General features: G+C 35.7%; 17 protein-coding genes and 1 other annotated feature. Of the genes, 3 read left to right on the forward strand and 14 right to left on the reverse strand.

The features are described 5' to 3' along the window. Positions 1–225 precede the first annotated feature (225 nt). From NSS71_RS12035 to spoVID, 6 genes are all read right to left on the reverse strand, one after another. On the reverse strand, positions 226–3,078 hold the full coding sequence (locus NSS71_RS12035; RefSeq protein ID WP_341151727.1) for a vWA domain-containing protein: 2,853 nt from the start codon (positions 3,076–3,078) through the stop codon (positions 226–228). 267 nt (positions 3,079–3,345) lie between these two features. Beyond that, the gene (locus NSS71_RS12040) at positions 3,346–5,061 is read right to left on the reverse strand and encodes a sensor domain-containing diguanylate cyclase (protein ID WP_053215746.1); all 1,716 of its coding nucleotides are present in this window, start codon (positions 5,059–5,061) and stop codon (positions 3,346–3,348) included. Between the two features lie 182 nt (positions 5,062–5,243). Then, the gene (locus tag NSS71_RS12045; protein WP_341151728.1) at positions 5,244–6,545 is read right to left on the reverse strand and encodes a bifunctional folylpolyglutamate synthase/dihydrofolate synthase; all 1,302 of its coding nucleotides are present in this window, start codon (positions 6,543–6,545) and stop codon (positions 5,244–5,246) included. A gap of 145 nt (positions 6,546–6,690) precedes the next feature. After that, positions 6,691–9,336 carry a valine--tRNA ligase gene (locus tag NSS71_RS12050; RefSeq protein ID WP_341151729.1) on the reverse strand — a complete coding sequence of 882 codons (2,646 nt, stop codon included), beginning with the start codon at positions 9,334–9,336 and terminating at the stop codon, positions 6,691–6,693. 66 nt (positions 9,337–9,402) lie between these two features. Then, positions 9,403–9,632 (reverse strand) — a binding site (T-box leader). Positions 9,633–9,799: 167 nt separating this feature from the next. Next, positions 9,800–10,888, reverse strand: coding sequence for a spore coat protein YsxE (ysxE, locus tag NSS71_RS12055; protein WP_445668933.1), 1,089 nt, complete (start codon positions 10,886–10,888; stop codon positions 9,800–9,802). Positions 10,889–11,079: 191 nt separating this feature from the next. Further along, positions 11,080–12,303 (reverse strand): stage VI sporulation protein D, encoded by a 1,224-nt coding sequence (gene spoVID, locus NSS71_RS12060; protein ID WP_047943577.1) that lies wholly within the window; start codon positions 12,301–12,303, stop codon positions 11,080–11,082. A 292-nt stretch (positions 12,304–12,595) separates the two neighbouring features. On the opposite strand from spoVID, the gene NSS71_RS12065 reads away from it, so the two are divergent. Together NSS71_RS12065 and NSS71_RS12070 are read left to right on the forward strand one after the other, a co-directional pair. Continuing rightward, positions 12,596–13,351, forward strand: coding sequence for a polysaccharide deacetylase family protein (locus NSS71_RS12065; RefSeq protein WP_341151730.1), 756 nt, complete (start codon positions 12,596–12,598; stop codon positions 13,349–13,351). 10 nt (positions 13,352–13,361) lie between these two features. Next, positions 13,362–14,333, forward strand: a complete 972-nt coding sequence (locus tag NSS71_RS12070) for an ABC transporter substrate-binding protein (RefSeq protein WP_341151731.1) — start codon at positions 13,362–13,364, stop codon at positions 14,331–14,333. 286 nt (positions 14,334–14,619) lie between these two features. Here NSS71_RS12070 and NSS71_RS12075 read toward each other — a convergent pair whose 3' ends face one another. The 8 genes from NSS71_RS12075 to hemA all read right to left on the reverse strand — a co-directional run bounded on the left by NSS71_RS12075 (position 14,620) and on the right by hemA (position 22,723). Then, on the reverse strand, positions 14,620–15,372 hold the full coding sequence (locus tag NSS71_RS12075) for an ABC transporter permease (protein WP_235844484.1): 753 nt from the start codon (positions 15,370–15,372) through the stop codon (positions 14,620–14,622). Beyond that, positions 15,369–16,112 carry an ABC transporter ATP-binding protein gene (locus tag NSS71_RS12080; protein WP_341151732.1) on the reverse strand — a complete coding sequence of 248 codons (744 nt, stop codon included), beginning with the start codon at positions 16,110–16,112 and terminating at the stop codon, positions 15,369–15,371. Before NSS71_RS12080 ends, NSS71_RS12075 begins: the two co-directional genes overlap by 4 nt. Positions 16,113–16,318: 206 nt before the next feature. Further along, positions 16,319–17,608 (reverse strand): glutamate-1-semialdehyde 2,1-aminomutase, encoded by a 1,290-nt coding sequence (gene hemL / locus NSS71_RS12085; RefSeq protein WP_341151733.1) that lies wholly within the window; start codon positions 17,606–17,608, stop codon positions 16,319–16,321. 14 nt (positions 17,609–17,622) lie between these two features. Continuing rightward, positions 17,623–18,597, reverse strand: coding sequence for a porphobilinogen synthase (gene hemB / locus NSS71_RS12090; protein ID WP_047943572.1), 975 nt, complete (start codon positions 18,595–18,597; stop codon positions 17,623–17,625). A gap of 15 nt (positions 18,598–18,612) precedes the next feature. After that, on the reverse strand, positions 18,613–19,377 hold the full coding sequence (locus NSS71_RS12095; RefSeq protein WP_061798672.1) for a uroporphyrinogen-III synthase: 765 nt from the start codon (positions 19,375–19,377) through the stop codon (positions 18,613–18,615). Then, positions 19,370–20,305 carry a hydroxymethylbilane synthase gene (hemC, locus tag NSS71_RS12100; protein ID WP_061798674.1) on the reverse strand — a complete coding sequence of 312 codons (936 nt, stop codon included), beginning with the start codon at positions 20,303–20,305 and terminating at the stop codon, positions 19,370–19,372. The genes NSS71_RS12095 and hemC overlap by 8 nt, the downstream gene beginning before the upstream one ends. A 38-nt stretch (positions 20,306–20,343) precedes the next feature. Beyond that, positions 20,344–21,168, reverse strand: a complete 825-nt coding sequence (locus NSS71_RS12105) for a cytochrome C assembly family protein (protein WP_047943569.1) — start codon at positions 21,166–21,168, stop codon at positions 20,344–20,346. Positions 21,169–21,373: 205 nt separating this feature from the next. Then, positions 21,374–22,723 carry a glutamyl-tRNA reductase gene (gene hemA, locus NSS71_RS12110; protein WP_047943568.1) on the reverse strand — a complete coding sequence of 450 codons (1,350 nt, stop codon included), beginning with the start codon at positions 22,721–22,723 and terminating at the stop codon, positions 21,374–21,376. Positions 22,724–23,088: 365 nt separating this feature from the next. Here hemA and NSS71_RS12115 point away from each other — a divergent pair, with 365 nt between their 5' ends. Beyond that, positions 23,089–23,577 (forward strand): LiaI-LiaF-like domain-containing protein, encoded by a 489-nt coding sequence (locus tag NSS71_RS12115; protein ID WP_047943567.1) that lies wholly within the window; start codon positions 23,089–23,091, stop codon positions 23,575–23,577. Positions 23,578–23,677 lie beyond the last annotated feature (100 nt).

The raw sequence follows: 23,677 nt of genomic DNA on the forward strand, positions 1-23,677 counted from the left end.
TTAGTTTGAAAGTGATAACCACAAACACCTTTCCTATAAATCATAAAAAACCCGAACAATTACACGAGAGGCTATTTTGATATGCTCCCCTTTAGGTAGACAGATTAAAAAATAAAAATCTGGTTACTTGTAGGGGAGCATATCATTTACCTCTCCGTAATCATTCGGGTTTTACTTGTGGGATACTTGTGTCCCAATCTTTGGTTCCGCTAGGGTACAAACAATTTACCAGCGTCCATCTCCGTCTTCTCCATTGCCATTATTTCCTTCCTTTTCTTTTACTATTTTGAAAAGGGTAGAATCTTTAGGCTGGGTACCATCTTTTTGCTTTTCTGCAATAGCGGTTATTTCTGCATAACCAACATCTGCTGCTTTCAAATAATATTGTCCATCCTGCCTAATTACTTCCACTGTATCAGGAGCATTAGACAGAACTTGTTCTATATCTTTATCTGTCGCATTAGAAGGATTAAAGATTAAGAGATCATCTACCGCTATAAGCTTGTCATTTGTTCCAGCACTACGTTCGATTGTATAAACTGGCTTCGTAAATGAAATATTCTCTAGTTTTACATAGGGATCTCTAACATGCACCGGAATCCGCTGTATAAGGTTGGATCCATCTGTCGTCTTCACAATTAATTCAGTCGTTCCTGCTGTATTTCCTATTAGTGTATTTTGTCCAGGAATTAAGCTTGAGATAGATGGATTAGCCACAGCTATATCCAAAGTCTTATTCGTAGCATTATTCGGCTCGATTGTTATCGTAAAACTCTTTGTGCCATCAACGTTTATTTCTATCGGATTAGGCTCGATTGTTATGGAAGTTATCGGCCATGCTATTTTAATCGTTTTTACGATCTCTGTATTATTCGCAAACCCACCAGCTGCTTTAATCGATATTGTATTTTCTCCTGATGTTTCAATGCTGATTTTATCTTTTGACTTGAACGTTTTCCAGCCAGTACTACCAGAACCGTTATCGATTTTATAAGCATAAGTCACATCTTGTCCTGGTATTTTCTGGGTTAATACAGTATCAATAAACTCTGTTGAAGTAGAACCACTCTTATAATGTTTTTTTGTATCCTGTCCAATTAATTCAAAGTCAGGTAAAAAGTGCAAATATGCTTTACTGTTATCCGAATACGTAATTTCAATAGTTTGATTTTTAGATTCTTGTTCAAATACCATTTCTTTTACAGACTTATTGGCAAGATTATAATCATTTGGATATTCGGTATTAGCTAATTTCTTATTTGTTTCTTGTTCCCTTTTTTCGATTATCCCTGCTGCATCTCCAGTATATTTAATCATCGTAAACTCTTTTAATTGTACTTTCATATTCATTGTTTGCGCAGATGGAGATATAGTTGTGGCATTTATAAACTGGAAACGAGAATCCTTAAAATATAAGTCTGCTCTTGGCATACTTAAATTATTTACAGCATAATTGATCTTATATTCAACTGTTCTATTGATTGTCGAAGGAATAAAACTTCCATTCGAGTAATGAATCTCATTCGGTAAAGTAATAACGGCATATCGACTACCATTTTTTGTAATTTCTTTAACGCTATCTGTGGTGACTATGGATACACTATCTGGTAGTGGTTGTTCGATAATTAAATTAGCTAGCGTGCCACTTACTGTATTATTCACAAGACCAATTGGATTCAACGTGTATTTGACATTAAAATGATTCGTTTTATCTGATGAATTGCTTGTCTTGATTAAATCATTTAGTTCATTTACTACTTGTTCTAACGTCATGGTCGAAGAAAAACTAGCTGGCGCATCCTCTTTTACTTGGATTGTTGTACTTGTTTTCTTTGTTTGCGTATTTCCGTCTAAATCTTTATATTGCAAAGTTATATCATCAAATACATACGTTCCCGTTTCACTAAAAGTCAACGGCAAAGATATATCAATAGAACCTGATGGATCTTGATTGACAGGGAAAAGAATGTCTTTCTTAATAATGATATCTCCCACACTATCTGTTGTTACGTTTGCATTATTACTTAATTTGACCTTGTCACCAAACTTCGAAATATTTATTTTTATCGCAGCTGAAATAGTAGGTGTATTTACTTTTTCCGAAATCGTCTCAAATATTTTTGCAATAGATTGTTCAGATGCTTGTTGGGCTGTTACGCCTGTTGTTTCGGACAATTTATTCAAATAACTCATATCTACTTCCTTGTTTGTTCCAAAACCGATGGAATAGAGTTTATAGTTATTGGCGGCAAGATTGTTTACTTCTGTTTCGATATGAGATTTTATTGCTTTTTCCACATAACTTAAACTTGTTGAAACGATAGTTCCATTGGATCTAACAGCTCTAGCAGTGTTATTTGTATAAATAGTATACGTAACCGTATCCTTAACCTGCTTATTTGAACATGTTTGCCAGAAATAATAATTTGTGCAAACTTTATCTGTAAATGTTTCCTCCATAATAGAAGAAGTTGGTTCGCCATCTGTTAAAAATACAATATATTTATTAGCATTATTATTGCCGCTTGCCAGCATAGATCCCGCTGTTTGAAAGGACTGAGTATAATTTGTTCCCCCAGTTGCAACGAGACGATTCGCTACATTATTAATAGTCTTTAAATTTTCTCTAACATTATCCGCTGAATTATATGCATAAATAGGAAAATAAACCATTTTTTCTTTTTCTACATCCGTTGAAAAGGGAATAAATGCGAATCTATCATATATATTCGGATCTTCACTAAAGTAATCAACAGCCTGTGTAATTGCATTTTTTGCACTTTTAAATTTATTTGGATTATAACCAAGCTCGTCCATCGATCCTGATTTATCGAATACAAATGCTAATTCAATGGGAGAACGATTGCTGCTGGTCACTTTCCCTTCTGGAGTCAAACGAACATCTAAATTTCCTTGTGCTACTCCACCACTAGGTTTTACAATAATATTTTGAGATGGGGTAACAGAAAAGCCTACAGATGGAGTAGTGGCAGATGCATTAGTCTCTGTAGTAGGTAAGATGAATAATAATATCAATAACACGATGAAAAATTTACTAGCTAATTTCGTTCTCCTCATAAAATCGCACCCCTATTTATTACCCTTTTACTAGTTTTATTTTATAAACACAATATTACCATCATTATATCAAGTACTTTTGAACTAGTATAGCCTTTTTATAGGGGGAATAAGTTACATTCTCTAATCGTTCACGATAAATTCTCCAAAAAAAATGAACTTCACCTAGGAAGTTCAAAGAGCTTTTAATTCATTGTCTTTTCATCCAACTATCCATCAGTTAGATAAAAAACTTTCAGGTTATTCGATCCTTTTTGCAAGAAGCCTTTATTTTACATAACCTGCGACACGATTACGTCCTGCTCGTTTAGCGCCCACATATAATGCGCGATCCGCATGACGAATCAAAGCTAACGGCTCATCCGCATCTACTGGCGCATAAGCTAATCCAAGGGAAGCAGTTATATTTACATTCTTTATTTGTTGACGATCGTCGATATTTTGTTTAATGACAAATGGCCTAGAGGCAATCCTCTTGCGGATAAACTCAGCTAAATCAAATGCTTCTTTATTCTCTATATTGCTTAATAGGATGACAAATTCTTCTCCACCATACCTAGCAACCAATCCGTGGTCACCAATAAGATTTTGAATTCTTTTGGCGAAACCTATTAAAATCTCATTTCCAGCTTGATGACCATATTGATCATTAATCGCTTTAAAATGGTCAATATCCAACATGATGAGCGCAAGATTGTCCAAATTCTTTTCATTCAATTTAGTAAACTGCTCACTTAATATTTTTTCAAAATAGCGGTAGTTATAAAGCTTCGTCAGAGCACACCTCTCACTATTTTCCTTTGTTTTTTCAAAATATTTAGCGTTCTCAAGCGCAATGGCAAATTGGCTGCATAAAAGGTCTAAAACCATTAACTTGATGTTTGCAAATGCCTTCTTTTGTCTGCTTCCCAGCAATAATACACCAATTACTTTATTATTTTTATTTAGCGGCATACAGAGTACACTTTGAACGCCCTCCGGCATATATCCCTTGTTTACGATCTGCCATTCCTGCTTAGAATGGTATACTTCTGCTTTTTTCGACGCCAGCACTTTCCCACAAATCCCCTCATTTTCTTTCATTATTTCAGGTAATAGAGGTAATCTCTCTTGCTGCTCCACACGTGATATCATTTCTAAATCTTCATTCGTATTAACTTGATGAATAAACACGAAATCAACTTTAAATAATTCATAAAGCTTTTCGATAAAAAAATCGATTGTTTCATTTACATACAAATTTTGAGATAGCTGATGGCCAATCTCTGCTGTTTTCCGTAAATAATCATTCGCCGTTTGACTAGAATGATATAGTTTTAAAATAAGTGATAACGTGATAAATGGAACACCGATTAAGATTAAGGCAGCTAGCCCGATATATTCATACATAAGATATAAAGCGATGCCTACCGGATATGTGATAATCGTTGTGAATATTTCCCACACCAAATCCTTGGTGATAAATCGTTGCTTTCGCTTATAGATAAAGCGAACAATAAAAAATATCCCCAAAGTATTGAGTAAGAGATAGGAAATGAGATATACACTAATTAAAGCAAATGATTTAAAATTTAAGGCAATATCAAATCCATGTCCGCCTCCGAAACTATAGTAAATAATCCCACTAATAAAGGAAACAAGGAAAAACATAATAGAATTCATCGGTAAGCGGAATAGCGACTTCCTATCTAATTTAGCTTGATAGAGTACAGCTAATAATGCGATTTGAACAAGAATGATTTCCATAACTAATCCAAAGATTAAGAAAACAGATAAAGTTGCCCATTGCAGAAAAAACACTGGAATGCCATTTATAATCATCGGCATACTAGCGACAATTGTCATAAATAGTAAAAAAGCAACTAACTCCCAACCCTTATCATAAATTTGCGGAGGATACAATGTATAAGAAAACCACAAACCAAAAGGAAGGAGGAGTGTCCAAACTGTCCATATTAATTTTTTGTAGACTGGGTTAATCATACACATCTCCCCCTTCCTTTTATATCCATTCATCTATCAATTAAGTTTGTATTTCATCATTTTTATTTACTATATGAAAAGTGAAAACCCCATCATATTCTTAAAATTCCCACATTTTCAGCCTAATAAATATATACTACCTTTTTCTATTCTAATAATCTATATTTTTTTAAGCGATGTAGTTATTTCTGATAATTTTTCCAAAATTCCTTCACTTCCGAAATAAAGTACAAAGATCCCGTTATGAGGAATAGGTCATCTGCTGTAAGCTTTTCCAATTGATTGAGAATAGCTTTCTTCCAATCACTGTTCTGATCCTTTAATGGATGATTACTTTCTTCATATAATGTCTTGCTGCTTGCAGCTCGTGGAAAATCAAATGTAACAAAAGTAATTGTTGTTGCCACTTGATCCAATTTAGCAATCATTTTGTCCGTTTTTTTATCAGAAAGTGCTGCAAAGATAATATGCTTTTTCTTATCTTTATAGCGATTAATTAATACATCTACCAGTGCATCGATTCCTTCTTCATTATGTGCCCCATCTACTACGACAAAAGGATGTTCTGACAGAATTTCCAATCTGCCAGGCCATTTGGATTGAAATAATCCCTTTCGAATACTATCTTCATTTATGGATTCAAAGGTATCCTGCAATAGATGGGCACCCATTACAGCTAGTGATGCATTTTCCACTTGGTGCTTACCAAACATGGTAATCTGTAAATCTTCCCATTTAAAAAATATGGACTTTAATCCAAATGATTCACTAGTAGGTGTTGAATGGTATTTATCTATCATAAAATCTTTATCTAATAGATAGATAGGCGCTTTCCTTTCATTTGCCTGATTTACGATTACTTTTTGAGCACCCTTTTGTTTCACTGCTGCAATAATCGGTGTATCTGTTTTAATAATGCCAGCTTTTTCAAAGGCGATTTTTTCATAGGTGTCTCCTAAAATCGCTGTATGGTCTAATCCTATACTTGTAATAATAGAAAGCAAAGGGGAGATGATATTTGTTGAGTCAAAACGACCACCTAATCCTACCTCATAAATGACAATATCTATTTTATTGATATAAGCAAAATAGTAGAAAGACATCGCTGTAATAATTTCAAATTCAGTTGGTCCGCCAATCTCCATCTGATCCATTTCTTCGACAATTGGTAATAATTTATTTGCTAATACTAAAATTTCTTCGTCGCTAATTGGTATTCCGTTTACACTAATTCTCTCATTAAATTGTTCGATGTATGGAGAGGTAAAGGTTCCAACTGTTAATCCTGCTTGTTGCAGAATATTTCTTAAGTAAGTTACAGTAGATCCCTTTCCATTTGTTCCACCTATATGAACTGTCTTTATCTGTTTTTCCGGATGGTTTAGCTTTTCCATCATCATTTCCATTCTTGTTAACCCAGGCTTTATTCCAAAACGCAAACGAGAATGAATCCAATTTAATGCTTCTTCATAATTATGAAACATTGCTACACCCTCTTATAAGATTAATGATTGCCAGTATATGCTCTAATTAACTTTAGCTAGTGTTATGAAAAGTAAATGCTTCCTCCATAGAAGAAGGGTGCCTCAAAGGTTTGATAGCGGAGACACCCTTCGTTCTACTATGAAATTAACCTTTTAGTTCATTAATACGCGCTTCAACTGCAGCACGTTTTTCTAAATAATCTTTTTCTTTTGCCTTTTCCTCGTTAATTACTTTTTCTGGCGCTTTTTTTACAAAGCCTTCATTGCTTAATTTCTTTTGAACACGTTCTACTTCTTTATTCCATTTCTCTAACTCTTTATTTAATCGAGCTATTTCTTCCTCCATATTAATTAAACCTTCTAAAGGAAGAATGATTTCAGCACCTGTTACTACAGCCGTCATAGCTTTATCCGGAACAGCAATATCTGTATCAATACTTAATGTTTCCGGGTTACAAAAACGCTCAATAAAAGATTTATTTTCAAGAAGGGTAGCTTTTACCTCTTCATCTTTAGCTTTTAATAAAATGCTGATTTTCTTGCTCATTGGTGTGTTTACTTCTGCACGGCTGTTACGAACAGAGCGAATAATCTCAACAAGCAGTTTCATATCATTTGCAGCTTTCTCATCTGTGAATGCCTGATTTACTTCTGGCCAGTCCGCAACGGTAATCGATTCGCCAGCATGCGGAAGGTTTTGCCAGATTTCTTCTGTGATAAATGGCATAAATGGATGTAATAAACGCATTGTATTATCAAGCACGTACGCTAAAATAGAGCGAGTTGTTAGTTTTGCCGCTTCATCATCACCGTATAATGGAAGCTTCGCCATCTCAATATACCAGTCACAGAAATCATCCCAGATAAAGTTATAAAGGACTCTTCCTACTTCTCCAAACTCATAGCGTTCAGATAGACGTGTCACTGTTTCAATTGTTTCGTTCAATCTCGTTAAGATCCACTTATCCGCAACTGATTTTTCACCTGATAAATCAATCTCATCATACGTTAAACCATCCATGTTCATTAACGCAAAACGGGAAGCATTCCAAATCTTATTCGCAAAGTTCCAAGTAGACTCTACTTTTTCAATACTGAAACGTAAATCCTGACCTGGTGAACTTCCTGTTGATAAGAAATAACGTAAGGAGTCTGCACCATACTTAGCAATTATATCCATAGGATCGACACCGTTTCCTAAAGACTTACTCATTTTGCGACCTTGTTCATCCCGAACAAGTCCATGAATTAATACATCTTTAAATGGTCTTTCCCCAGTAAACTCAAGACCTTGGAAAATCATGCGAGATACCCAGAAGAAAATAATATCATATCCAGTTACTAAAGCAGCAGTAGGATAATAGCGCTTATAGTCTTCTGCCTCTGTATTTGGCCAGTTCAATGTAGAGAATGGCCATAACGCTGAACTGAACCATGTATCTAATACGTCTGTCTCTTGTGTCCAATTTTCTATATCTGCTGGTGCTTCATGATTTACATAAACTTCACCTGTTTCTTTATGATACCAAGCAGGAATACGATGTCCCCACCAAAGCTGACGAGAAATACACCAATCACGAATATTTTCCATCCAGCGCATATATGTGTTTTCAAAGCGATTTGGAACAAAGTTAACTTTTTGATCCTCTTTATCTTGCAAGGCGATTGCCTCATCAGCCAATGGCTGCATTTTAACGAACCATTGGGTAGATAGATATGGCTCTACTACTGCCCCACTTCGCTCAGAATGACCAACAGAATGCATATGCTCTTCGATTTTGAATAAAACACCCATTTCTTGTAAATCTTTGACGATTTGTTTACGACACTCGAAACGGTCCATTCCTTCATATTTACCAGCACGCTCATTCATTGTACCGTCTTCGTTCATTACCAGGATTCTTTCTAAATTATGACGGTTTCCAACTTCAAAATCATTAGGATCATGGGCTGGAGTCATTTTAACAGCGCCTGAACCAAAGTCCATTTCCACATAATCATCCGCAACAATCGGAATTTCTCTTCCTACAATCGGTAAAACTACTTTCTTACCAATTAAATGCTGGTATCTTTCATCTTTAGGATGAACAGCAACACCTGAATCGCCTAACATTGTTTCTGGACGAGTTGTCGCTACTTCAATATAACCAGATCCATCTGCTAAAGGATATTTCATATGATAAAAGGCACCTTGTACATCCTTATAGATTACCTCAATATCAGAGAGCGCTGTTTTGGTAGCTGGGTCCCAGTTGATAATGTATTCTCCGCGGTAGATAAGCCCTTTATTATATAAAGAAACGAATACTTCACGAACTGCTTTGGATAGCCCTTCATCTAATGTGAATCTTTCACGAGAATAATCTAATCCTAGACCTAATTTAGACCATTGGGCACGAATGTGACTTGCATATTCCTCTTTCCATTTCCATGTTTCTTCTACAAATTTTTCACGGCCAAGATCATATCTGCTAATATTTTGGGCGCGCAGCTTTTCTTCTACTTTTGCTTGGGTAGCAATACCGGCGTGGTCCATTCCAGGTAACCATAGTACATCATAGCCTTGCATTCTTTTCATTCTTGTCAATATATCTTGTAATGTTGTATCCCATGCATGCCCTAAATGCAGTTTACCTGTTACATTTGGAGGCGGGATTACGATTGTATAAGGCTTTTTTCCTTCATCTGGCTTTGCCTCAAAAAATTTGCCTTCTAACCACCAATCATAGCGACCCTTTTCAATACATGCTGGATCATACTTTGTCGGCATGGAGATTTCTTTCATTTCCATCCTAATTTCCTCCTTATCCTGTTCCTTTGTACTTTTTAAATGCAAATAAAAAAACTCCACTCGTCTTAAAAGGACGAATGGAGTTTGTTCGCGGTACCACCTTTTTTCCAATACAAAATAGGTATTGGCTCTTTAAAAGATGATATCGGATACTGTCCGTCTTTTACTAATAAGCACACCGTTCGCAAAAGAAGCTCGAGGGCTACCTTCCAATGGGTTGAATAGAAATCTCACAGCAAATGATTTCCTCTCTTTGAAACAACTTACACTGTACTACTCCCTGTCATTGCTTTAATAATTTATTTTATATATGCTATACTACCGAAAATAACTTAATCTCGTCAATAAGGATTGCCTAAATTTTTTAATTTTATTCATTTCCTTTTTTTGTTTGTCTTTACTTTATGAACACGAGAAAAAATGGTGACAATTATAGTACCCAATAATAATAGACCCAAGTTTTTTAATCCTGGGCCTCTGCTTGTTCCGCAGCATCCTGCTGTGCTTTTTTTTGTCTTTCTATCTCATCCACCCGCATGACAACATATTCGGTATTTTTTAAAAGCCAATATTGTTTAAGCAGCTTTTGAACATATTTCCGTTCATTAATGTCTTTCTTATTTGCTTTCATATATTTCTCACAAACTCGAATAACGGGGCCAGGATGAGCTAAATAACTTAAAAATAATAGCATTTCATCGTATTTTAACGGATTATGCTTAAAGTACGTATATAGCCACTCAATGCATTCATCATTCTGCTTCGGTCCAGTTTTTAAGGAGCGTGAGAGAAATGGAAGTAAATCATGACTTGCCGTTCCATACCTAGCTTTTTCAAAATTAGTAAAGTAACCATATCCTCTATCATCATAAAGAAAATGCTCTGATGACAGTTTCCCATGAATAATGGAGACTCTTGCCTTTTCATCTTCTTTCGTTTCCTCATACCATTCTTTTAGCTTTGTTTCCGAATAGATCAACGCCTGCCGAATGTCATGGTAATACAGACAGAACATTAATTCAAATGGTGACATATACTCTTTATTTTCACATAGCTCAATAAAACCATTTAAAAACTCTTGTTCTTTTTCAATATCTAACTGTGTATTTTCAAAATGCTCCTGTCGATCTTCCTTCTCAATTTTCACTTCTTTCGAAGATAAGATATGAAGTCGTGCAAGCTCGCGAAACATTTGCTGATGCTTCCTGGAATAATTCTCTCTTTCCTCATTTGGTAACCATGGCATTAAGTAAAACAGCTTATTGTCATAAAAAATAGCGTATCTTCCATCCACAGCTGGATAGATCGGGACAATCCGATTATATCCTTTTTGATATAGCATTCGAATATGACGGGTGAAATCTGCACCTTGATGAGGATCCATTCGTTTCAAAGCAAAAGTTCCTTTACTACTGTAAATCTTCGCTACTTTTCCGAACTCCTCTACAAAATTCGGTTCGACTGCATATGGCTTCAAAATTGGTGTATACTTCTTTAATATATTTTGTTCATTCATATCCGCCCACACTTTCTCATAAAGTGAAACTGCCATCTTCTCCGTTTCTATCGATGGTTAGTTGACGATTCGGGCATTTACCATATATTCGATTAACAATCGACTCTATTTTGTTTTCCTCCCCAATTCCTTTCACTCTCTTACTGTTTAAACTTCAAGAGCAAAAGACGGTTGAAAAGCCAAGAAAAACAGTCAAGCAGGATTTTCTCCTGCCTGCTGTTTGTGCCCTATTTCTCTACAAAATTCCTAGGAATATACAAAACTTGCCCCTCATAGATATCTTGATTTGCTTCCATGCGATTTTCTTTTAACAATGCATGGATATTTACATTATATCGGTCACTTAATTTTTCTAATGTATCGCCTTGCTGTACAATACAAACTTTCACTTTTGTATGCTTCTCTTCTTCTTTTCTAGCAAAAAACTCTGTAAAAGTAAGAGACTTTGTTTTATTAAAGAAGCCTTTCTTCTTTTTAGGCTCCTCATTAGGAGAAGAAGATGATTCTTCTAGTTCCTCTTCTTCCAAAACAACCTCTTCTTGCTTTACTTCAGTGGAGGATTCGTGATCTGGTTTTTGAAAGACTTCTTCTGCAGAAAATACTTTTTCTTCACTCCGTAATATGGAAACTTTCATCTCTGGCTCTGCAGGAGTAGTCTCATCCTCCTTTCTAACTGCCTCAGAAAAATAAGGGATCTTTGTATGTTCGTTTGTGCTCCATTCATCCTCCTCTTCTGGAGTCTTTCTAACCTCTAACTCGAAGGAAGAGTATAAGTCATCCTCTGTTTCCTTCTCTTCACGCAATTCTTCTAGTAAGGGACTAACAATTTGAAATGGACTAACCGCAATTTCAACAGGTTCTTCTATGGAATCAGTTAAAACGTCCTCCTCCTCTTCCTTCGAATGATCCCGTACTAGTTCCACTTCTTCTGCCTTCTCTTCCACTATTTCTGCCTCTTTTTCCGTATGCCGTGCTACTTCCAACTCTTCTTCTATTTCCTCCGCTATATCTTCCTCCACTTCTTCAGCAGCCAAGCCAGAAATAGTTAAATCAGCCGTTAAATTTAAGCAGCTTCTTTCGGGAAAAACATAATCAAAAGTGTCAATCTCGATTTCCACATCATCAAGACTTGTCACTCTTTCAAGAGGAATCGTAATATCAACAGGGAAATGGTGTAAAAATTCACATACCCCTTCCTCTCTCTCCATTACAGAATGAACTAATTTAGGAGCCTTAAAAACCTCCTCCTCTTCTTGTTCCCCTTCATTGTAGCGCTTGTATTCACCACTAAGCTCTAAAGAGCCTTGAATGATAATATACTGATCGTTCTCTTGGATCGTTATATTGGGATCAAGTGAAATGGAAAGCAGATCTGCTACTTCCTGTCCTTTTTGAAACCAGACGGACTCTTCCAATGAAAACCGTAAAATAGACGAATTTTCTTGAGACAAAGCGACTCCTCCTCTCATTCCTTTCACGTGTATATCACTATTGTCTTTAAAAACTTATGATTATCTGTAACACTTTATGAATATTTCTTTTATTTGTTTGGCTAAGAAAGAATCGAATCTCAACAAAAAATCTTATTTTTCTGAATTTATACACCAAATTGTTAAAACTATTTATACTTCTAGCCGTTTTTTCCCATTATGGTCCGATATAATAAAAGAAGATTTTGTAAGTTAACAAAATTACTTAAATTGGAAATGCAGGAATTCTGCATTTTATTAAAGAGGAGGTTTTATGATGGCTTTTTCTGTGTTAATGTACCACGAAATAAGAAAAGAGGAAGATTTTCAAGCAGCAGAACTCCATCCAATTGATGTCAAACAAGCATATAAGGATTTCTTGCCCTCTCCCCTTTTCATTACACTAGAAAAATTTGAACAACAAATGGAGTATTTATTTAACAATGGTTTCCACACTTTATCTTTAGAGGAAGTAAAGGCATATTATGAAGGAGGCAATTCCTTACCCGAAAAATCAATATTACTTACTTTTGATGACTGCTTTCAATCCATCAAAGAATATGCTTACCCGATTCTAAAAAAATATCAATTTCACGCAACAGCATTTGTGGTAACAGGATGGCTGCATGATAACAAACGCATATTTGCAAAAGATAAATCTGTCTGTTTATCTACAAGTGACCTAGAGGAAATGAAAGACGTATTTGAATATGCCAATCACACACATCAAATGCATATACGTACAAGTGAGTCAGAAAGTCTATTAATGACTTCTAGTAAAGAAACTTTTGCCAAAGATCTAGACGAATGCAACGAACATATTCTAATCAACCATAAAAATGTATTTGCCTATCCATTTGGCCTATTCAATGAATCCAATATACTCACTTTAAAAGAAAAAGAATTTAAACTTGCATTCACTTGTGAAAATGGTCACAATGATATGCGGACTAATTCCCTTTTACTAAAAAGAAATGCCATTCCTTATTTAATAGACTTAGAGGCATTTAAGAAAATTGTAACCATTTAGGAGGAAGATGATGAAAAAAATATGGACACTATCCTTCATACTCGTTTTCGTTTTCGTTTTAATTACTGCTGCTTGTGAAAAGACAGCCACAACTAAAACAGATAATCCAGAAAATAACACGTCTGAAAAACCATCCAGTGAAGAACTAACTATCGGCATTTTGCCAGCAGAATCAGCAATACCAATTATTTTAGCAAAGGAAAATGGCTACTTTGATAAAGAAGGAATAAAGGTTTCCATCAAATCCTTCTCTGCTCCAACTGATCGAAATGTTGCCATCCAAGCGAATGAAGTAGACGGAACAATCGCAGATGTCATGACAGCAGCAGCTTTTATGGAAAATGGCATAAAGATGAAGATTACTTCTGATATAAGTGAAGATTTTAAAATACTATCCTCTCCAAACTCAGGAGTGACAGAGATGAAAGAGTTAGATGGAAAAAATGTTTCCCTTGTGCCGAATTTTATCTTGGAATATATTATGGATGATTTTGCAGCGAAAGAAGACTTCACTTATAATATCGTGGAAATCCCTTCTTTTTCTGGTCGTGCAGAAGCACTTATGGCAGACAAAGTGGATGGAGTTGTCTTTACAGAACCACAGGCTAGCATGCTAGTCAGCCTAGGTGCTCACCTTTTAGGAAGCTCAACAGATGCAGGAATTAAAGGAGGATCCATTCTATTTTCAGATGAACTAATATCCTCTAAACCAGCAGATATCAAAGCGTTCTATAAAGCTTATAATGAAGCTATTGACTATATGAACAATACAAAAGCAAAGGAATATGCTGATATATTAACTAAATACCAATTTCCTGAAGCTATGAGCAACTATTTAACAACAAAAGAAAGCTTTCCTTATGCAAGTGTAGTGCCAAAAAATTCCTTTGATTCCATTGTTCAATGGACAAAAGAGAAAGGGCAAATTAAAGAAAGCTATTCCTATGAAGATTTAACCGACTTTACTTTGTTGCCAAATTAAAAGGGACAATTTTTAGGAAAACAGAGCAGACTGAATACAAGTATACTTGATTTATTTTGATTACGGTTATTATCATAGTAGATTCTCCTTACTGCGTATTGATTGCATTGATACATGCAGCATATAGGAGAATCTTTTTATTTATACAAGCCCTAAAACGCTCCTATAAGAGTTGTGAGAAAACCAAGCCAAATGTATTCAATCTGCGGGTGATTTCCCCAGCCTACTTTCTTAAATTTAAATGGGGCAAATTATCCCCTTCCCCCTAAACTATATTTATCTCTTTTTACTTATAATTCCAAGGTGTCGTTTTTAATTCTAGTTTATCTAATAAAATAAATAGCAATAAACCAATACATCCTAAGGCTACAATTCCTGCGAACATTTCTTCATAATTCATTTTTGTCCAAGCGCTGATAATATAGTAGCCAATTCCATATGTCGTTGCATAGTTTTCGGCAAAAAATAAGGTTGCTAAACTAATCCCTATGCTGATTCTTATCCCCGTAAATATCGCTGGTAGTATTACTGGAAAAATTAAATAGATAAATTGCTGGAAAATAGATGCCCGATAGCCGTTCATCACTTTGAAATAGCTTGCTGGTATTTGTAAGACACCATCTCTGACAGACAAAATGATTTGAAAAATAATAATCCAAATAATTAACATGATTTTAGACTGGTTTCCCAGACCATACAAAATCATAAATATCGGTAAAAATGCTACTTTGGGAATTGGATATATATAATATAAAAAAGGGGATAGCCAGGTATTAACTCGCTTATTTTTCCCTAAAATAATTCCCACTGGAATACCTATTACCAAAGAAATGAATAAAGCAATGAAAATTCTTAACAAACTAGCTCCTGAATGAAGAAGCAATATATATTTTTCTTGCCACATATAAGTAACTGTTAAAAGCGGGGAGGGGATAGTGTGAGACTGGAGGAGAAAATAGACAGTATACCAAAATAAACCGACACTTATAAAACCTAAGAATAGTTGATTCACGATGATTTTTTTCATAATTTTGTTCATACATGTACCGCCGCTAATCTTTTTCGTACTTCAATACAAGCCTTATAGAAGGATAGATTGTCCTTTGCTCTCTCTACTCTAAATAGCGGATTTTCAATCGTCTCGATATCCCCATTTTCTTGTAGCAATAAAATAAACTCCCCCAGAAGGACTGCCTCTTCAATATTATGCGTAACAAACAGTAACGTGGTCTGCCGTTTTTCCACCTGCTCAGCAATTAACTGTTGAATTTGTTCTTTTGTCATTTCATCTAATGTAGATGTTGGCTCATCCATTAACAACAAATCAGGTTTATTAATAAGTGTTCTTGCTAAAGCTACCCTTTGCTGCTGCCCTCCACTTAACTCCGTTGGATATTTACTCTCCATCCCACTTAACCCAACTTCTCTTATTAACGCTGTTACCCTATCCTTTATTTCCTGTTTCGCTTTTCTATTATCTAATTTTAAAGGCATTGAAATAGCATCAAATACATTTAACCAAGGAAAAAGGCCTAAATCTTGAAACATAAAGCCAATATCCTTTTGTGGATGCTGGATTCTCTTCCCATCCATTAATATTTCTCCTTCCGTTGGGTTTAAGAAACCAGCGAGAAGATGGAGAAGTGTACTTTTCCCCACTCCAGACTTACCAATTAAAGCATATGATTTGCCCTTTTCTAAATTCAAATTGATTTTATTTAAGATAGTAGTATGATCATACGTAAAACTAACGTCCTGCATCTTTACAAATGAATCCATGAAAAAATCCCTTCTTGTCCTATTAATAGTTGCATCATAACATACTATTTCCCTTCATAAAGTGGCAAAAAATCGACAGTTCTAGGTAATTTGAACGCATAGAAAGATGGGAACAACTAAAACAGCCTAAAATCCCGATAAATTGCCATGGGGATTTTAGGCTGTTTTATTTTGCTATAACTAATAAGTTATTTTACAGTTTTAATTTAAGCTTTCAACGTAGAAAAAGCTTGTTCAGCAGCAAGAATCGTATGCTCAATATCCTCATCCGATAATGCCGTAGATAAGAACATCCCTTCAAATTGAGAAGGAGGAAGAAATACGCCATGTTCTAACATACTATTATAAAAGGCTGCAAAGTAATCTAGATTAGATGTTTTTGCACTTTCATAATCTTTTACATCTTCATTAGTAAAGAAGAAACCAATCATAGAGCCAGCACGATTTACTGTAAACGGAATTTCATATTTTGCAGCTGCTGCTTTTAAGCCTTCTTCTAAACGATCCGCTTTTCGGATAAACTCTTTATACGTATCTTTTGTTAATTGCGATATTGTTTCAAAACCTGCTGTCATTGCAAGTGGATTACCAGATAATGTACCAGCTTGGTATATCGGTCCGCTTGGTGCAATTTGGTTCATAATTTCTGCTTTTCCACCATATGCACCAACAGGTAATCCTCCTCCAATTACTTTTCCGAGACAAGTTATATCAGGGGTAATGCCAAAGTAACCCTGTGCGCATCCGTAGTCCACACGGAATCCTGTCATGACTTCATCAAAAATAAGTAATGCACCATATTCTGTTGTCACATCACGCAGTCCTTGCAGAAATCCTGGCTTTGGAGGAACAACTCCCATATTTCCCGCAACCGGCTCCGCAATAATAGCTGCAATGTCTTCCCCATACATAGAAAAGGCATATTTTACACTCTCTAAATCATTATAAGCAACTGTAATCGTATTTGCTGCAACACTTTCGGGCACTCCAGGACTATCTGGTAAACCAAGTGTAGCTACCCCAGATCCTGCTTTAATAAGCAAAGAATCGCCATGTCCATGATAACAGCCTTCAAATTTCAGAATTTTATTTCTACCCGTATAGCCGCGAGCTAAACGGATTGCACTCATTGTAGCCTCTGTGCCGGAGGAAACCATCCGAACGATTTCGATACTCGGCACACGTTCTTTTACAAGAGCAGCAAGCTCGTTTTCAATTAACGTTGGTGCTCCAAAACTAGTTCCTTTTTCAGCAACCTTTTTAATTCCCTCGACTACTCGATCATCAGCATGTCCTAAAATAAGCGGCCCCCATGATAAAACATAGTCAATATATTCATTGCCATCAATATCAAAGATTTTCGAGCCTTTCCCTGCCTCCATAAACACTGGGTTTCTTTTAACAGATTTAAAAGCACGGACCGGGCTATTTACCCCTCCTGGCATTAACTCTACTGCTTCTTTATATGCAGCTTCTGATTTTTGATAGGAACGCATTTAACTTTCCTCCTTTATTGTTCTTTTAACATACGTGCAACATCTTTAGCAAAATAGGTGATAATTAAATCTGCTCCAGCACGTTTCATACTAGTCATAGTTTCCATTATAATTCTATCTTCCTCAATCCAGCCATTTTGTGCCGCAGCTTTTACCATGCTGTATTCTCCACTTACATTATAGGTAACAATCGGCAAATTCCATTCATTTTTCATATCACGAACAATATCTAAATAAGGAAGACCTGGCTTAACAATAAGAAAATCTGCTCCTTCTGCCACATCACTTTCTGCTTCTCTAAATGCTTCCAGACGATTAGCGGGATCCATTTGATAGGCTTTGCGATCGCCAAATTGTGGGGTACTATCAGCAGCTTCACGGAATGGACCGTAAAAAGCAGAAGCATATTTTACAGCATAACTCATAATTGGTATATCAATGAATCCAGCTTCATCTAAACCTTTTCTAATAGCTGCTACAAAGCCATCCATCATATTAGAAGGAGCAATAATATCCGCTCCAGCTTCCGCTTGGCTGACCGCAGCCTTCACAAGCAATTCTAATGATTCATCATTAAGCACTCTTCCAGCTTCAATTACACCACAATGTCCGTGGCTAGTATATTCACATAAGCATGTATCTGCAATGACAATCATGTCCGGATAGTTGGCTTTAATATATTTGATACCTTCCTGAACAATACCATGATCGTGGAATGCTTGTGTTCCACATTCGTCTTTTTCCTTTGGAATACCGAATAATAACACAGATTTGATTCCCAGCGCCTGAACTTCATCCATTTCTTCCTTCAACCGATCAATTGAAAACTGATAAATGCCAGGCATAGAAGAAATTTCAGTCTTGCTATTTTCTTCTTCTGTAATAAAAATCGGATAAATTAAATCATCCAAATGTACATATGTTTCTTTCACTAATGCTCTCATATAAGCAGATTGTCTTAATCTGCGATGACGTTTAAATTCAACCATGGTCTTACCTCCAAATTATTTTGTTAAATACTGCACTAAATGTTCCAGAATACTATCAGTTGTATATGGTTTTGCTGTAATCGTTACATGCATCCCATAGCTGTGCAAAGTTTCTGTTGTGATTGGCCCAATGCTAATCACAATACACCTTTCCACCCTATCAATCAATTGATGTTTTTTGATGATTTGCATAAAATGATGGGCGGTGGAGGAACTGGTAAAAAGCAATACCTCTATATCATTCTTCTTTATTTCATCAACAAGCAGCTCTTCACTCTCTAGTGGGAAATACGTTTCATACAATATAGCTTCATCTACTTGTAAACATATTTTCTTTAATTGCTCTGCTAGAAATTCTCTTGATCTGTTTCCTTTTATAATTAAAACTCTCTGTTTTTTTTCCAGCACTGCTGCAAACTCTGTTGCAAACTGTTCAGCAACAAAATATGTCGGCATAAAATCTGCTTGATACCCATATTCCGCAATAGCAGCTGTCGTCTTTTCACCGATAACGGCTATTTGAGCAACAATGGTTAATTCTAATCTGTGCATTTCTTTAAAAAAAGCATCGACTCCATTACGGCTCGTAAAGACAAGCCAATCATATGCTTTATTTTTTAAAGAAGCAATTACTTCATCTGGAAGTTGTTTTTCTCGAAACGCGATTAATGGTACTTCAACTGGAATACCGCCTAAATCAATAATCTGCTTTGACAAGACACTCGCTTGTTTTTTTGATCGTGGGACGAGAATTTTTTTTCCAAGAAGCTGATTAGCCATCGATAATATTCTCCTCTTTCAATCGATCAATCAAGCCCTTTGCACCTTTGTCTGTTAAAATGGCTGCTGCTTGCTCCCCTACTTCTACTGGATTTTCTCCTGATACTTCTTCCTTATATATCTGTTTCCCATCAGGTGAAATAACTAATGCTGTTAATGACACTTCATTTTCTTTCACTTGTGCAAATCCTGCGATCGGAACTTGGCAGCCGCCTTCCATACGCTGTAAAAAGGCTCTTTCTGCATAAACAGTACGCGTCGTATCTTGGTTGGACAGCTTGCTTAGAAGTTCTAATACCTCTTTATCATCTTCACGGCATTCAATAGCAAGGGCACCTTGACCAACTGCCGGCAAGCAGACTTCAGGCTCTAAAAACTCTGTCACTACATCACTTGTCCATCCCATTCTCGCTAACCCAGCAGCAGCTAATATGATGGCATCATATTCTTCTGTTTCTAGCTTATTTAGACGGGTATCTATATTTCCGCGTATCCATTTGATTTCAAGGTCAGGACGAACTGCAAGTAATTGAGCACCTCTTCGCAAGCTGCTTGTCCCAATGACTGCCCCTTCTCTTAAATCTTTTAAAGAGATATGATTTTTACTAATCAAAGCATCTCGATAATCCTCACGCTCAGGAATACAGCCAATGGTTAATCCTTTTGGAAGCTCAGCCGGCATATCTTTCATACTGTGAACAGCAATATCAATTTCCTTATCCAGCATACTTTGCTCGATTTCTTTTACAAATAGCCCCTTTCCTCCAACCTTGGATAAAGTGACATCGAGCACAACATCTCCCTTTGTAACCACTTCCTTCACTTCAAATTCAAAAGAAGAATCTAATTTCTTCAGCTGATTAATTACCCAATTCGTCTGAGTAATGGCAAGCTTACTTTTCCTCGAACCAACAATTATTTTACGCATAAAAGTACCTCCAACATTTCCGTTATGTAGTCTTCCTTTTAATAATGAAAGGTGGAAAAATTACCTACTAACAAGAAATTAATTAACATAATTAAAAAACTAGCAATATTTAAGAGGGCAATATTTTTCCCCCTCATTTTTTGGGAAACTCGTAAATACAAAAAGCTGCTATAGACGAGTAACACAATAAAGGAGCTGATTATTTTCGGATCATACCAGAGAAAATCTGGTTTTTGAATAATGGCCCATTGCACCCCAAGAATTAAACCAATTAATAATAATGGTACACCAAACACACTTAATAAGTAAGATATATGTTCTAGTTTGGCTAAATCAGCGATCCGCATAACTCTCCTTCCCCATTTTTTCTGTTTCAATAAATCATATTGTATACAATAAAGAACAGAAAGAATAAAAGAGATCGTAAACATACCATAGGCTAAAAGGGCTGCTGTTACATGAATGAACAGTAACTCAGAAACAACCTGTTCCGCATGAGTTATCGCAGAATCGCGTGCAGGCGCAAAAGTATGTATTGCCATAACAATAAATCCGACAACATTAGTAAAAAACACAATAAAATCAATTTCCAACCACTTATTTATTACCAAAGAAAAGGTTACCAATACCCAAGAATAAAAGTATAGTCCTTCCATAATTGTGAGAATCGGAAACCTATTCATCTCCATTATATAGATAATTAGGAAAGATGATTGTAATATCCAGACAAATAAAAGTAACCAGAAAGCGACTCGATTTGCTCTCTGGTTATTATGCATAAAATCAAAAAAATATAATAGCACAGATAACGCATAAAGAATAATCGTGAATTCATGGAGCCTAGTCATAAAAATATCCTGCATCAACGCTTCCCCTTCGAACATAAAAGATCATAATACCAAGTTTTTTAACTTAATATAACTCTTATTTCTGTAACCCCATCTATATTTTAACCTAGGAAAAGGAAAGTGAAACTCTGCCCCGACAAAGTTTATTATCGGCTGATTAAAGGAAAGGAATCAAGTGCTTCATTCACACACAGGATAAGCCCTCCAATCATTATCACCATCACACTTGAATAGATGGCTGTGCAATTGGAGAAAATGCTTCTTTTTCTTCTTTCCTTCCTATATCGTTCACTTCTTTCGGTGCATCGGCTTCTAAATTAAAGATTTTCATAAATAGCTGCATCGATTGATCTGCATCAGGTTGAGCCGCTAATTCCTTCGCTTGAAGAATTGGATCTTTTAGCATTTGATTCACAATGCTCTTCGTATGCTTATTTAAAATCTTTCTTTCTCTTTCAGTAAGGTTAGGCAGTTTTCTATCTAGACTTTTCATTGTTTCACTTTGAATAGCAAGTGCCTTCTCACGAAGAGCAGAAATGACCGGCACCACCCCTAATAAGTGAAGCCATTGATTAAACTCGATAATTTCTGCCTCTATCATGATCATAATCTTTTCTGCTACTTTTTGTCGTTCTTGCAGATTTGCTTCTACAATTCCTTCCAAATCGTCAATATCATAAAGGAATACGCTATCTAACTCCGCGATTTCCGGATCTAAATCTCTTGGCACAGCAATATCAACCATGAATAGCGGATTTCCTTTACGAATTTTCTCCACAGCCTTCATCATTGCCTTTGTAATAACAAATGTATTGGATCCAGTTGAACTAATCACAATATCTGCATCTATTAATGCACATTGAAGTTCATTCATTGGTTTGGCCTGACCTTCGAAACGATGAGCAAGAACTTCCGCCTTCTCAAATGTGCGATTTATCACAGTTACGTTTTTTGCTCCATTGCTATACAGATTCTGAATAGCAAGCTCGCCCATCTTTCCTGCACCTAATATAAGGACATTCTTATTTAGCAAGGTCCCAAATATTTTTTTCGCCAATTCTACCGCAGCATAACTTACAGAGACAGCGTTCGCACCAATGTCTGTTTCTGTATGTGCTTTTTTCGCAAAGGTAATAGCTTGCTTAAATAACTGATTAAATACCGATCCAGTCGATTTAATGGATTGCGCTGTTAAGAAGCTAGTTCGTATCTGCCCTAAAATCTGTGTTTCTCCAACAACCATGGAATTTAAGCCACATGTCACTTGGAATAAATGGTTTAATGCACCATCTTGTTCATACACAAATAAATAAGGAACAAACTCTTCTTGTTCCAATTGAAACCACTCTGCTAAAAATTGTTTGATATAATAGCGACCAGTATGAAGCTGATCTACTACTGCATATATTTCCGTACGATTACATGTTGATATAATCACATTTTCTAAAATGCTTTTTTTATTTTGTAATTGATTCATAGCTTCCCCTATTTGCTCTGAATCAAATGTTAAACGTTCACGAATTTCTACTGGGGCCGTTTTAAAATTTAGTCCGACAGCTACTATATGCATTTCTTTATGACACCCCCAAAGTAAGTTAGTACCTAATTTTTCCTATCGAATATTTTTAAACCCTTTATATAAATGGATTAAATTATAATAATTATTAACATGTAGTTATTATAACAAAATCATTTCAAAAATGGGTAACAATTTGCCTATTAATTGTGAACAAATTGTGAATTCATATGGTAAGATATAGTATTGATAATAGAAAAAGAATTATACTTACGTTATTTACTATAATAGTTTGTACTTCTTTTGCAAAATTATCGTTATTTTATTCGTTTTTTTGTACAATATAGCACTTTACTCATTGTACAGTAACAAAAATCTTCTATGTATTCAAGCTTAGTTTTTTGGAAGTGGAGGAAATAATGAAAACACAAAAATGGTTCTCTGGTATCGTATTAATCGGTTTTGGAATTTATTTTATCTTAAAGGAATTTGATATTACTATTCTACCCAATCTGTATACTTGGCCAACCCTGTTAATTATCATTGGAATTGCTTTTCTTTTTCAAGGTTATGGGGGAAAGGATTATGGCGTCATTTTGCCAGGTGTGATTTTAACTGGCTTTGGTTTACACTTTCACTTAGTGAATAAACTTGCTATTTGGCCTGATCATACGGGCACTTTTATTCTGATTATCGCCCTTGGCTTTATTCTTCAAAATCATAAAACAGGTCATGGCTTATTAAATGGTCTTCTTTTTCTTTTGTTAGCTGTTCTTTTGCTCTTCTATCAAGAAATTCTTGGTTCGCTAACATTCTTAAAGATAAGTCCTCACACGTTAAATAATTTAATACCTATTTTATTCATTATCCTGGGGGGATATTATTTAGTTTCGAAAAAGGGGAAATAAAGATGTTCATACATAGTGCAGGGTGTCTTTCAGTAAAACTCACTGCCTGATTTCCTCTTCGCTTTCCGCGGGTCGGAAGTTCTATAGGCTGGCTAATCAG

It is taken from the genome of Niallia sp. FSL W8-0951, from assembly GCF_038006525.1.
Taxonomy (GTDB): Bacteria; Bacillota; Bacilli; order Bacillales; family Cytobacillaceae; genus Niallia; species Niallia circulans.